At 69.4% G+C, this 12,491-nt stretch carries 10 protein-coding genes; 9 read left to right on the forward strand and 1 reads right to left on the reverse strand.

Annotation, left to right across the window (positions count from 1 at the left end; translation table 11 throughout):
- Positions 1-38 precede the first annotated feature (38 nt).
- Genes J6U32_RS10820 through J6U32_RS10830 form a run of 3 tightly spaced genes read left to right on the forward strand, consistent with a single transcriptional unit; the run spans position 39 to position 2,811 of the window.
- On the forward strand, positions 39-887 hold the full coding sequence (locus J6U32_RS10820) for an NUDIX hydrolase (RefSeq protein WP_208795403.1): 849 nt from the start codon (positions 39-41) through the stop codon (positions 885-887).
- Positions 887-2,050: an acyl-CoA dehydrogenase family protein gene (locus J6U32_RS10825; protein ID WP_208795405.1), complete on the forward strand. Its 1,164-nt coding sequence runs from the start codon at positions 887-889 to the stop codon at positions 2,048-2,050. The genes J6U32_RS10820 and J6U32_RS10825 overlap by 1 nt, the downstream gene beginning before the upstream one ends.
- A complete protein-coding gene (locus tag J6U32_RS10830) occupies positions 2,050-2,811 on the forward strand; it encodes an enoyl-CoA hydratase (protein ID WP_208795407.1) in 762 nt (253 codons plus the stop codon). The genes J6U32_RS10825 and J6U32_RS10830 overlap by 1 nt, the downstream gene beginning before the upstream one ends.
- A 46-nt stretch (positions 2,812-2,857) precedes the next feature.
- Here the strand turns inward: J6U32_RS10830 and J6U32_RS10835 are convergent, their stop codons facing one another.
- Positions 2,858-4,327, reverse strand: a complete 1,470-nt coding sequence (locus tag J6U32_RS10835) for a class I adenylate-forming enzyme family protein (RefSeq protein ID WP_208795409.1) — start codon at positions 4,325-4,327, stop codon at positions 2,858-2,860.
- Between the two features lie 151 nt (positions 4,328-4,478).
- On the opposite strand from J6U32_RS10835, the gene J6U32_RS10840 reads away from it, so the two are divergent.
- From J6U32_RS10840 to J6U32_RS10865, 6 genes are read left to right on the forward strand one after another with little or no spacing between them, the layout of a single operon-like run.
- Positions 4,479-5,972 (forward strand): aldehyde dehydrogenase family protein, encoded by a 1,494-nt coding sequence (locus tag J6U32_RS10840; RefSeq protein WP_244332798.1) that lies wholly within the window; start codon positions 4,479-4,481, stop codon positions 5,970-5,972.
- Positions 5,969-6,841, forward strand: coding sequence for an NAD(P)-dependent oxidoreductase (locus J6U32_RS10845; protein ID WP_208795411.1), 873 nt, complete (start codon positions 5,969-5,971; stop codon positions 6,839-6,841). The genes J6U32_RS10840 and J6U32_RS10845 overlap by 4 nt, the downstream gene beginning before the upstream one ends.
- Positions 6,834-7,676 carry an N-acyl homoserine lactonase family protein gene (locus J6U32_RS10850; RefSeq protein ID WP_208795412.1) on the forward strand — a complete coding sequence of 281 codons (843 nt, stop codon included), beginning with the start codon at positions 6,834-6,836 and terminating at the stop codon, positions 7,674-7,676. Before J6U32_RS10845 ends, J6U32_RS10850 begins: the two co-directional genes overlap by 8 nt.
- Positions 7,673-8,821, forward strand: a complete 1,149-nt coding sequence (locus tag J6U32_RS10855) for an acyl-CoA dehydrogenase family protein (RefSeq protein ID WP_208795414.1) — start codon at positions 7,673-7,675, stop codon at positions 8,819-8,821. Before J6U32_RS10850 ends, J6U32_RS10855 begins: the two co-directional genes overlap by 4 nt.
- A gap of 1 nt (position 8,822) precedes the next feature.
- Entirely contained in the window at positions 8,823-10,892 is a 2,070-nt protein-coding gene (locus J6U32_RS10860) for an acetate--CoA ligase family protein (RefSeq protein ID WP_208795416.1), read from the forward strand.
- A 2-nt stretch (positions 10,893-10,894) separates the two neighbouring features.
- Positions 10,895-12,223 carry an MmgE/PrpD family protein gene (locus tag J6U32_RS10865; protein ID WP_208795418.1) on the forward strand — a complete coding sequence of 443 codons (1,329 nt, stop codon included), beginning with the start codon at positions 10,895-10,897 and terminating at the stop codon, positions 12,221-12,223.
- Positions 12,224-12,491: the final 268 nt, after the last annotated feature.

A 12,491-nucleotide genomic window follows, 5' to 3' on the forward strand; every position in this document is an offset into this window, starting at 1 on the left:
GGAGTGGGCGTACCTGGCGACCCTGGTGGAGGAGAGCAATGCGACCGTTGCCTGACCGTCTGATGGCATACCTGGAGTCCTGGGACGGCACCGTTGCCGCACCCCGCGACGCGGCGACCCTCATGGTGCTCCGTGAGGGCGATACCGGCTTCGAGGCGCTGCTCATGCGTCGGCAGCGATCGATGGCCTTCGCCAGCGGGATGCACGTCTTCCCCGGCGGCTCCGTCCAGCCCACCGACGGCGAACCGGTGCCGTGGGTCGGGCCGGCGCCCGCGGAATGGGCGCATCGATGGGACTGCGACCCCGACCAGGCCCGTGCGCTGGTCGTCGCGGCCGTGCGCGAGACCTTCGAGGAGACCGGCATCCTGTTCGCAGGACCGGGTCCCGACTCGGTGCTGGGTGTCTGTGCCGGCGCGGAGTGGACCGAGGCGCGCCGCGCGCTGGAGACCGGCGAGATCACGATGGCAGCGTTTCTCGCCGCGCGGGGGCTCGTGCTGCGTGCCGACCTGCTCGGGGCATGGGCGCACTGGATCACGCCCGAGTTCGAGCCACGCCGCTTCGACACCCGCTTCTTCATTGCCGTCCTGCCCGAGCAGGAGCTCGCGCACACCCACAGCACCGAGGCGGACGTGTCCTTCTGGATCGACCTCGCCGACGCCGTCACCGGAGCGGACCAGGGCGTGATCGCGATGATGACGCCGACCCGACACAACTTGGAGCTGATCGCCGCGGCGGGCCCGGAGGGCGTCGCGCGCGCGGTGGCCGGAGCCGGGCGGCGGATACCGACGATCCAGCCACGATTGGTCGAGATCAACGGCCGGCACTGGCTGACGACCGTCGAGGACGCCGACATGGCGACTGCGAAGACGGTGGAGAAGGAGACCTGATGAGCTATCTCGAACCGGAGCTGCAAGAGCTCGCACGCAGCGTGCGCCGGCAGGCCTGGCGCCGATTCGCCGAGCGAGACGCCGAGCTCGACCGCACGCAGCGCTTCTCGCCCGAGACCTGGTCCGATGTCCGCGACCTGGGCCTCATCGGCCTCTCATTCCCCGAGGAAGAGGGCGGTGGCGGGGCGCCCGTGCTGGCCTTCATCGTCGCGCTGGAGCAGGTCGCCTACACATCGGCGGTCGCTGCCCTCTACCCAGGCACCACGATCCAGGTCGCGCGAGCGCTGCTCGACCACGGTCAACCGGCGATGCGAGAGAAGTGGGCCAAGCGCCTGATCGCCGGAGACGTTGTGGCCTCGTGGGCTTTCACCGAGCCGCAGACCGGCTCGGACCCCAAGCAGCTCGCCACCCGGGCCCGGCGCGATGGCGACGGCTGGGTGCTGGACGGCGCCAAGGCGTTTATCTCGTACTCGGGCGTCGCCGAGATCGCGCTCGTCTTCGCTGTCGACGAGTCCGGGGCGTCCTGCGCTTTCCTCGTCGAGACCGAACAGCCCGGCTGGCAGCCCGAGCACGCGGTCGAGGTGCTCGCATACGGCGCCGCTGAGGCCCGGCCGGTGCGGCTGGACGGTGTGCGGGTCCCGGCAGAGGGCCTCGTCGGCGCCCTGGGCGACGGCTTCAGCGTCATGCTCGCTGGTGAGGCGCTCGGCAAGCTGCGGATCGCGGCCCTCAACGTCGGTGTCACGCAGCGCGCCCTGGACGAGGCGACGCGATACGCCCTGCAGCGCACCCACCGCGGCACGGCGATCGGCGATAAGTTCCCGACCATTCGCGCGCTTCTGGCGGACATGAGTGCGTCCGTGCTCGCGGCACGAGCCGCCCTCTACGACACCGCTCGTCGTCTCGATGAGGGGGCTGAGCTCGCCGGAGCGATCGCCGCGCTGCGACTGGTGACCGCGCGCGCCGCCACGGAGACGACCAGTGCCGCGTTGCAGGTGTGTGGGGCCTACGGTCTCAGCAAGGAGATGGCCGTCGAGCGGCTCTACCGCCAGGCGAAGTTCTACGAGGTGGCACAGGGCTCGCTCGAGCTGCAGCGGGTGATCGCAGGCAAGGCCGTTCTGGCGGGATACACCGAGGACCGCTTCGAGCGCTGGAAGGACAGCTGATGACCGAGGAGACGACATCCGACGCGCCGGTCGCGCAGTACGTCGTGCGGGCCGGCGTCGCGACCATCACGTTCGACCGGCCGCAGGCGCGCAACGCGCTCAACGCCGCGATGGTCGCACAGGTCGACGCGGCTCTGAGCGCGGCGGAGCAGGCCCCCGACGTCGCTGTGATCGTGCTCACCGGAAGCGATCCTGCCTTCTGCGCCGGGCTGGACATCCGCGAGTTCGGCGAGACCGGTCGGCCGCCGGCTGGCGTCAACGACCTCATCCAGCGGATGCCCGTCCTGACAAAGCCGACGATCGGCGCGATCAACGGTCCCGTCCTGACCGGTGGACTGGAGTTCGCGCTCGGTCTCGACATCCTGATCGCCTCCGAGCGGGCCGTCTTCGGCGACACCCACGCCAAGGTCGGCATCCTGCCCGGCGGCGGCATGACGGCCCACCTCCCACGTGCCGTGGGGCAGCGGCTCGCCCTCGAGATGTCGTTCACCGGCCGGCTGCTGACGCCGGCGGAGGCGCTCCAGAAGGGCCTGGTCACCCATGTCCTGCCGCACGATGAGCTTCTCGGCAAGGCACAGGAACTCGGTGAAGCTGTTGCCGCTCGCAACGGCGCGATCGTGCGGGAGCTGAAGCGGCTCTATCGGGCCAGTCTGGACTCGACGATGGGCGAGGGCCTCGCCAACGAGATCGCCGAGCGTGATGCGCGTCGTGCACGCGGCAACCAGCTGGTGCCCAGTTCAGACCGCGTGCCCCTGAGCTGATCGGCCCGGTTGGACGGTCACCACGGTGGCCGGCCGGCTTGGCCGGTCAGTCGACGGGCTCGACGGGCAGTGCCCGGCGCATGATCTTCCCGTTGGCGTTCCGGGGCATCTCGTCGATGAATTGCCACATCACCGGCACCTTGAAACCGGCGAGGCGCTCGCGGGTGTAAGCGCGCAGCGTCTCGGGATCGGGCGTCGCGCCCGGGGAGGCGACGATGAACGCCTTGATCGTCTCACCCAGGCGTCGATCGGGCACGCCCACCACAACGACGTCCTGGACGTCGGGATGGGTGGTGAGGACCTGCTCGACCTCGACCGGGTATACGTTCTCCCCGCCGCGGATGATCTTGTCTCCGCGACGGCCGACCAAGAACAGGTACCCTTCCTCGTCGATGCGGCCGAGGTCTCCGGTGTGCTGCCAGCCTTCCTCGTCGACGAGGAAGGAATGCGGGGACCGGACCCAGACTTCGCCCACACCGTCGGCATCCGGTTCGTGGATCTTGAGTTCGCCGTCCGGAGCGGCGCGGCCGACCGACTTGAGGAGATGTTCGCGTCCGTTGACCGCCGCGCGGTGATCGGCGGGGCTCAGTGTGGCGACGGGCGATCCCTCGGTCTGGCCGAAGAGATTGACGAAGTCCACGTCAGGCAAGACCTCCTGGATTCGACGCATCGTGTCAGGGTGGATCGGCGACGCGCCGTAGCCGAGGGTGCGCAGAGTGCTCGACTTCAGCGCGTCGGCCGCGAGCAGGGTCTCGAAGACCGAGGGGATGGTGACGCACTGGGTCGGCGCTGCGGCGTCCACCTGGCGCCAGGCGTCGACGGAGAAGGTCGGGAAGAGCACGACGGCGGCGCCGTTGCCGAGCGCCACCGCGATGTTGCCGAGTCCGCCAACGTGGTGGAAGAGCGAGGTGGTCACGACCCGATCGCCGGGGGTGACGCCCAGGAGGTAGCCGTTGACGTCGGCGCGACGGCCAAGGGGGAACTCGCGGACCGCCACGCGCTTGGGCCGCCCGGTCGTCCCCGAGGTATGCATGATCAGCGCAGTGGCATCCGGGTCGTCGTTGGGCCGCAACTCGGTGGTGCCGGCGATGTCGGCGTCGACCAGCACGACCCGTTTGCCGATCGCTTCGGCGACCTCGTGCGCCAGTTCGGCCGACGATTCCTCTGCGAACAGGATCTCGCCGGGGATGTCGCCGATGCAGCCGAGCAGTTCGGGAAGGGTCATGCGTGGAGCGAGCGGGGCGAGGGGCCGGCCCGCCAGAGCACCCGCGACCAGCATCGCGACCGATGCCGGCCGGGTGGTGAACAGCGCCGGCGCGATCTGGCCGGCGAGGAGCGAATCGGTGAGCAGCTCGTATGAGCCGGCGATCATCCGCAGGAGCTCCGCCCGCGTCCATATGCGGATGCCGTCGGGCGTGGCCTCGATGAGCGCGGGCTGATCCTGGTCGTCGGCGAGGTGGCCGAGGACCCGTTGGGTCCAGGTCGCTCGGGTGGATGGGGCGTAGTCCTCGTACACACGTTCTCCTCGGCAGGGTGGGATTCGTGGCCAGCCCGACCGCTCCTACGGGTCGTCCAGGGGGTGGCGCGATAACGGTTAATAATATACCGTTTTCAACGACCGGCCCCGCGGATGGGGCATAACACAACTTAGGATTGTGAGGGAGACCGTGACGGCCACCGCCCGATCCGATGTCGCCGAAATCCTGGCGAAATCCCAGCTTCCGAGCGAGCTCACCGCGTTTGTCGACGGTGAGTTCGTCGCGCCTCGTCAGGGCGCCACCGTCCTCGACGTCGACGACCCTGCCACCGGCATCGTCGTCGCCCATGTCGTCGAGTCCTCGGCGGAGCAGGTGGGCGACGCCGTCCGTAGCGCACACGAGGCCCAGTCGGCCTGGCTGCGATTCGACCCAGCCGAGCGCGGTCGCCGGATGCTGGCGGTCGCGGCCGCGATCCGCGCGGACGCCGACCTGCTGGCCCACATGGAGACCATCGACTCCGGCAAGCCGCTGTCGCAGTCGCGCGCCGACATCGCCGGCAGCGCGCGATACTTCGAGTACTACGGGGGTCTCACCGACAAGATCCACGGCGACACCCTGCCGCAGCCTGCGGGCACGTTCTCGTACACGCTGCACGAGCCCCTGGGTGTCATCGCGCACATCACGCCGTGGAACGCGCCACTGACCCAATTGGCCCGTGGTGTCGCGCCCAGTCTCGCCGCCGGCAACGCCGTGGTGGCCAAGCCCTCCGAGCTCACCCCCCTGACGAGCATCTACACCGCTCGTCTCATGGTGGCCGCCGGCATCCCCGCTGGGCTGTGCAACGTCGTGCTCGGCCGCGGCGCGTCAACGGGCTCCGATCTCATCGAGAACGAACTGGTCCGCCACATCACTTTCACCGGCTCGGTGGGCACCGGCCGCAGGGTCGGCGCGGTCGCCGCCCGCCGCATCATCGGCGTCAACCTCGAGCTCGGCGGCAAGTCGCCGACAATAGTGTGCGCGGATGCCGATCTGGACGCCGCGGCCAAGGCCGGCGCCCTCGCCGTGGTTCGTAACTCGGGCCAGTCCTGCTTCGCCACCACCAGACTGCTGGTCGACCGGCGAGTGCGCGACGAGTTCGTCCAGCGGCTGGCGGCTCGGATGGATGGCCTGTCGGTCGGTCATGGCCTCGACGAGCCGGACGTCGGTCCCCTGATCTCGAACCCGCAGTTCGAGAAGGTCTTGGGCTACCTCGACTCGGCCCGTACGAGCGGCGCCGAGCTGGTCGTCGGCGGCGAGCGCGCCGAGGTTGCGGGTGGCATCGGCGGACACTACGTCACCCCGACCCTCCTCCAGGGCGTGCGCAACGACATGCCTGTGGCGCGGGAGGAGATCTTCGGGCCGGTCCAGTCCGTCTTGGAGTTCGACGACCTCGACGAGGCGATCTCGATCGCCAACGACACCGAGTACGGCCTGTCGGCAGGTGTGTTCACCGGCAACGTCGCGACCGCGCACCGGGTCGCCGCTCAGCTGCAGGCCGGTCAGATCCAGGTCAACCGATACACCGGCGCCGGGGTGGAAGTTCCCTTCGGCGGTTACAAGAACAGTGGTCTGGGGCGCGAGAAGGGCATCGACGCGATCCACCACTACACCCAAGTCAAGGCCGTCATCATGGATATCGCATGAACCACACCCTCGGATTCATCGGCTTGGGCGTCATGGGCTCGGGCATGTCCTCGAACCTCGCCCGCAAGTCCCAGCGCACTCTCGTCGTCTACGACCCGGACGAGACCGCCATGACCGCCGCGGTCGAGGTCGGCGCCCAGGCGCGTGGCAGCGTCGCCGCGGTCGGCGGCGAGGCGGACATCGTCTTCCTCTCGCTGCCCTCGATCGTCCAGGTCGAGTCGGTCTGCGAGGAGTTGCTCGCGGGCCCGTCCCGGCCCCAGATCGTCGTCGACATGAGCACCAGCGACGTGACCCGCACCCGGGTGCTCGCGGAGCGGCTGCGCGCGGAGGGCATCGCCCTCGTCGACGCGCCGGTCGCCCGGCAGCGCCAGGCCGCCGCCGCCGGCACCCTGCTCATCACCGTAGGGGCAGATGACGAGACGTTCGCGCTGCTCCAGCCCTACCTCTCGTGCATGGGCACCGACATCGTACAGGCGGGCGACGTGGGCGCCGGCCAGGTGCTCAAGATCATGAACAACATGGTGCTGTTCATCAACATGAACGCTGTCGCCGAGGCGCTGGCCATCGGCCGGGCCGCCGGGGTGAATCCGCAGACCCTGTTCTCGACACTGGCGCTCGGCTCAGCCGACAGCTTCGCGCTGCGCAACACTGCCACCGCGACGATGATTCCCGACGAGTACCCCGAGCGCGCATTCCCGGTCGACTACGCGATGAAGGACCTCAAGCTCGCGCTGCAGCTGGCCGCCGACTCGGAGGTCCCGATCGGATCCGCGCAGCAGACCATGGATCTGCTGCAGCGGGCGCACGACGCCGGACTCGGCGCCGCGTATTACCCCGTGATGATCAAGGTGATCGAGGGCCGTGCCTGAGAGCGGAGCCGGTGCTGGGCCGGTCTGGCAGGTGTGGGCGGTCCGGACCGCCACCGGTGGCCGGCCGGCGCGCGACAACTACCTCTACCCGGGTGACCGCTCGGGGGAGCAGGCGATCGACTTCATCGTCTTCGTCGCCGCCTGCGGCGACGACGTGGTCGTGATCGACACCGGCTTTGACCGGGTGGCCGGTGCTCGCCGTGGACGCCACCTCGAGCTGACTGCCGCGGAGGCCGTGTCTGCCACGGGCCTGGATCCGGCCGCGGTCAAGACCGTGGTGCTCAGTCACCTGCACTACGACCACGCCGGCAACGTGAACGACTTCCCCGACGCGCAGGTGGTACTGCAGCAGGCGGAACTCGAATACGCCGCCGGACCCGCGATGCGCCACCACCGCCTCAGCCACTTCTTCGAGGCCGAGGACGTCGCCACGATCGTTCGCCGGCTGTACGCGGGCACGGTCACGCTGCTCGATGGCGATCACGACCTGCTGCCGGGCTTCGAGCTCCGTCTGGTCGCGGGTCACACCCGCGGCTCGCAGATCGCGCGCATCCGCACTGACCGAGGGTGGATCGTGCTCGCCTGTGACGGCGCACACTACTTCGGCAACATCTGCGAGCGGAACCCGTTCCCCGCGCTGGTCGACCTGGAGCAGGTCTTCGACGGCTATGAGCGCATCGAGGACCTGGCCTCCTCGCCGGCCCACATCATCCCGGGTCACGACCCACAACTGTTCGAGCTGTACGACAGAGTGCCCAACCAGGCAGGACAGGTCATCGCAGCCCTACACACGACGCCGATCGGCGCCGGAGAAAGGCACACAGGCACAACATGATCACTGACCCGGAAACCCTCGCGGAGTTCCGCGCCTCGGTGGTGGATTTCGCCGCCGGCAAACTCGCACCCGGTGCGCTCGCACGTGCCCACGAGACGGACTACCCCCGCGATCTCGCACGTATGCTGGCCGGCCAGGGTCTCCTCGGCCTCAGTATCCCGGAGGAGCTGGGGGGTCAGGGCGCGGGTCTGAGCGCCGCCATCACCGCGATCCAGGCTGTCGCCAGTCGGTGTCCGCGCAGCGCGGACATCGTGCAGGCCGGCAACTTCGGCCCGATCCGCACCTTCGCGCAGTACGCCACCGAGGACCAGCGCGAGCGCTACCTCGGCGGCTTGCTCTCCGGCGATCTGCTGATGTCGCTGGGCATGAGCGAGCCCGGTGCCGGCTCAGCCGCCACCGAGCTCACCACCGCGGCCACCCCGGACGGCGATGGCTGGCTGATCAACGGCACCAAGGTGTTCTCCACCCACAGCGCCGACGCAGACGTCTACCTCGTTTACGTGCGTTTCGCCAAGGGTATCGACGGCATCGGCTCGGTGCTGGTCGACCGGAACACGCCGGGTCTCGAGGTCGGTAAGCCGGTCGGGTACATGAACGGCGAGCACTGGTGTCCGCTCTACTTCGACAACTGCCGGATCGGCCCCGAGCAGGTACTCCTGGGCCAGGGTGGTTTCAAGAAGCAGATCAGCGGGTTCAACGTCGAGCGCCTGGGCAACAGTGCACGCTCTATCGCCGTGGGTCGCTACGCCTTCGACGTGGCCAGGGACCATGTACTGACCCGTGAGCAGTTCGGCCGGCCGCTGGCCGAGTTCCAGGGCCTGCAGTGGATGTTCGCCGAGGCAGCGGTCAAGCTCGAATCGGCCCAGTTGCTGCTCGAGCGCGCGGCGGCCAACGGCGACAGGCTCGGTCTGCCGACGGCCGCTGAGACCGCAATGGCCAAGCTTGCCGCCAACCAGGCCGGGTTCGCCGCCGCGGACGTCGCCATGCAGGCGATGGGTGCGTCCGGCTTCTGCGACGACAGCTTGGTCGAGTACTGCTTCCGACGTACCCGGGGCTGGATGATCGCGGGCGGCTCGATTGAGATCCTCAAGAACCGAATCGCCGAGGACGTCTTCGGCCGCCGGTTCTCGTCCCGGGCGCGCTGAGATGAGTGCCGATCTCCATCGGGCCATGTTCGCGCCGGCGTCGGTCGCCCTCGTCGGCGCCTCCGACGTACGCGGCAAGCCGACCGCGCGGCCGCTGGAGTTCCTGCGGCAGCACGGTTGGAAGGGTGACATCTTTCCCGTCAACCCCAAGCGCGAGACAGTGCTCGGCGAGCGCACCTGGTCGTCCCTCACTGACCTGCCGACCGTTCCGGACCATGCGCTGATCCTCACGCCGGCCGACGCTGCGGTCGATGCCGTGCGCGAGTGCGCCCAGCTGGGCGTCACCGTCGCCACCGTGGTTGCCGACGGCTTCTTGCCGGGTACGCCCGACGGGGACCGGCGGCGCCGCGAGCTTCGCGAAATCGTGGAGCGCTCCTCGCTGCGAGTGCTCGGGCCCAGCAGCCTGGGTGTCGCCACGGTCGCATCCGGGTTCGCGTTCACCGGCAACGCCGCCTTCGCCGAGGGCTCTCTCCCGACGGGCGACGTCTTCCTCGCCTCGCAGTCCGGCAGCGTGCTGGGCGCTCTGCTGTCCCGCGGCGCAGAGATGGGTATCGGTTTCGCCGGCATGGTGTCGGTCGGGAACGAGTTCGACATCTCCCTGGGCGAGGTCTGCCTGGCCGCCGTCGCCGACCCGGCCGTGAAGAGCTTTGCGCTCTTCCTCGAGAACATCTCCCATGCCGACGACCTGACCGCGTTCGCGCGCGCCGCCGCCGAACGAGGCAAGCCGGTCATCGCCTACAAGCTCGGCCGCTCCGACGACGGTGCGCGACTCTCCGTCTCCCACACCGGTGCCCTGGCGGGCGACGACGCTGTCGCCGAGGCCTTCCTGCGGGCCCACGGAATCGCCCGCGTGACCACCTTCGACGCCCTGCTCGAGGGGCAGTTGCTCGCTCGCCGGGTGCCGATCGCGCCGACCCGCTCCGAGCGGCGCATCGCCGTGGTCTCCACGACCGGTGGCGGCGGTGCGATGGCTGTCGACTGCCTGGCGCACGCGGGCCTGCGGGTCACCGCACCCGAGGCGGCCACCGCCGCCCGGCTCGCCGAGATCGGCGTCGACGCCGGTCACGGCGCGCTCGTCGACCTGACCCTCGCCGGGGCGACGTACGACACCATCAAGGCGGCCCTCGACGTGCTGCTCGCAGCCCCTGAGTTCGACGCGGTCGTCGCCGTGCCGGGCAGCTCGGCCCGATTCACCCCGGACGTGAGTGTCAAGCCGATCGTCGACTCCGCCGATGCCGCGACGCCGCTCGCGGTCTTTGTGGTCCCCTCGGCACCCGCGGCCCTGCAGCTGCTCCGAGGCAGCGGGGTGCCGGCGTTCCGTACCGCCGAAGCTCTCGCCGACGCGATGACCGCGGTCTTCAACCGCGCACCGGTGCGTGCCGAGATAACGGCTCCGGCGCCCGGCACCGACGGGCGCACGCTCGACGAGGACGCCTCCTATGCGGTGTTCGACAGCGTCGGTCTGGCCGGCGCGCCGCGCGTGATCCTCTCGGTCGATGACCTCCCGGCCGATCTGCCGCTACCTGCACCGGCCGTCGTCAAGGTGGTCGCGGACCAGTTGGCGCACAAGAGCGATCTCGGCGGCGTGGTGCTCGGCGTCGCGGACGGTGCGGGTCTCGCCGCCGCAGTGTCCGACATCCGCGCGTCGGTCGGCGCGGCCCGTCCCGACCTCACCATCGACCGGGTGATGGTGCAGCAGATGGTCCACGGCGTCGCCGAGGTCCTCATCGGTCTGCGCCGCGACGCGGACGCGGGGCCCGTCGTCGTGCTCGCCGCCGGGGGTGTGCTCGCCGAGGTTTATCACGACCGTTCGGTACGGATGGCGCCGGTCGACCTCGACCAGGCGCAGGAGATGATCGGCGAGGTGCGTGGCCTTGCGGTCGCGAAGGGGTTCCGCGGAGCTCCGCGCGGCGACCTCGACGCCCTTGCGGAGGCGATCGTTGCAGTCTCGCGGCTCGCCGTGTCGACGGACCGCGTCGTCATCGAGGCTGAAGCCAATCCCGTCCTGGTCTTGCGTGAGGGTGAGGGCGTTCGTGCGGTGGATGCCGTGGTGACCGTGGTGGAGGTCTGATCATGACTGACGGAGTCATCGCCCATCTGGGCCGACGCGCCGTCGAGCTTCGGCAGCAGCCTCTGTCCGTCGAGGTCGAGAACGCCGCGCGAAACGCACTCGTCGACTGGGTGGCCGCGACCGTTGGCGGTTCGGCGGAGCCCATTGTCACTGCTCTGTTCAACGGCCTCGAGCCGGGCTCCGGCTCGAGCCGCGTCGTAGGGCACGATCTGACAGCGGTGCCGTCGCTGGCCGCACTGATCAACGGGACGGCCGCGCACGCCCTCGAGCTCGACGACATCTACGCTCCTGGTCTCTTCCACCCAGGTGCACCGGTCGTCGCGGCCGCGCTCGCGGTCGGGGACCAGTGTGACGTGACCTTCGGGCGATTCCTGCGTGCGATCGTCGTCGGGTACGAAGTGGGCGGCCGACTCTCGGCTGACCTTGGCCCCACCCATTACCGTCACTGGCACACCACTGGTACCGCAGGGGCGGTCGCTGCGGCAGCAGCTGTGGCCGACCTCTACGAGCTCAGCGAAGAACAGTTGGCGCATGCGCTCTCACTCGCGGTCACGATGTGCGGAGGTGTGCAGCAGACCTTCCGTAGCGACGCCGCCGGCAAACCCCTGCACTCCGGTGCAGCCGCCCAAGCGGGCGTGGTTGCTGTCGCCGCGGCCCGGGGTGGTGTCACCGGCGCCGTCGATGTTCTGGAGGGGCCGGCCGGCTTCGCAGCTGCGACCGGGACCACGACCGACTGGTCGCGGAGCCGCTCGCAGGCCGAAGGGCCCCTGGTGATCGAGCGGATCACGGTCAAGCCCTATCAGTGTTGCGGGCACACCTTCGCCGCGATCGATGCCGCGCTCGAACTGCGTGGAAACGGGATCGACCCTTCGCGGATCGAGCGGATCGAAATCGACACTTACTCCGCTGCCGTCAGCACGGCGGGAATCGCTGATCCGCGAACGGATGCGGAGCGGCGCTTCAGCCTGGCTCACCTCGTGTCGGCAGGGCTGGTGCGCGGGGCTGAGGCGATGTTCACCGAGGACGCGATCACCGATCCGGCCGTGCGATGCTTGGTGCCTCGTGTCCGGCTCTCCGTCGATGACGCGTACGACGGTCGCTTCCCCGCCCACCGTGGCGCACGGGTCAGGGTGGTGTATGCCGAGGGCGAGCAGTTCGCCGTCGATGTGCCAGATCGCTCCGGCAGCCCCGAGCGTCCGCTGAGTGCGGCGGCACTGGCAGACAAGTTCTCCGCCACCGTTTTCCCTGTACTCGGCAGTGACGGTGCTGACCTCCACACGGCCGTACGCACGATCGAGCTCGATGCTCCTGTGCGTTTGCTTCCCCTGTGATCCTCGCTGCGACTGAAGGTGGCCCCGATACAGAGTTCGTCCCGCTCGAGCGGCGACGGTCCAGGTCGGGGAGATCCCTGCTTGACAGTGCACGTGCCCATCCTGGCGGATCAAGAGGAGCCGTGGATGGAGCCCCTCTCTTGGAGCCGGACGTCGCCGGAGGCCTGCCACTTCTTCCCCACCCGCCGAGAGCCGCGCAGGATGATCGACATGTAGTGGGTCTTGTGGTGGCGGAGCGAAACTTGTAGCCAGCCGTCACCTCCATCGG

Source organism: Gordonia polyisoprenivorans, assembly GCF_017654315.1.
In the GTDB taxonomy this organism is placed as follows: domain Bacteria; phylum Actinomycetota; class Actinomycetes; order Mycobacteriales; family Mycobacteriaceae; genus Gordonia; species Gordonia polyisoprenivorans_A.

Coding starts and splice junctions, on each gene's coding strand:
- J6U32_RS10830 (WP_208795407.1), top strand. CDS start 2,050: ATGACCGAGGAGACGACATCCGACGCGCCGGTCGCGCAGTACGTCGTG.
- J6U32_RS10860 (WP_208795416.1), top strand. CDS start 8,823: ATGAGTGCCGATCTCCATCGGGCCATGTTCGCGCCGGCGTCGGTCGCC.
- J6U32_RS10820 (WP_208795403.1), top strand. CDS start 39: ATGCGACCGTTGCCTGACCGTCTGATGGCATACCTGGAGTCCTGGGAC.
- J6U32_RS10855 (WP_208795414.1), top strand. CDS start 7,673: ATGATCACTGACCCGGAAACCCTCGCGGAGTTCCGCGCCTCGGTGGTG.
- J6U32_RS10845 (WP_208795411.1), top strand. CDS start 5,969: ATGAACCACACCCTCGGATTCATCGGCTTGGGCGTCATGGGCTCGGGC.
- J6U32_RS10825 (WP_208795405.1), top strand. CDS start 887: ATGAGCTATCTCGAACCGGAGCTGCAAGAGCTCGCACGCAGCGTGCGC.
- J6U32_RS10865 (WP_208795418.1), top strand. CDS start 10,895: ATGACTGACGGAGTCATCGCCCATCTGGGCCGACGCGCCGTCGAGCTT.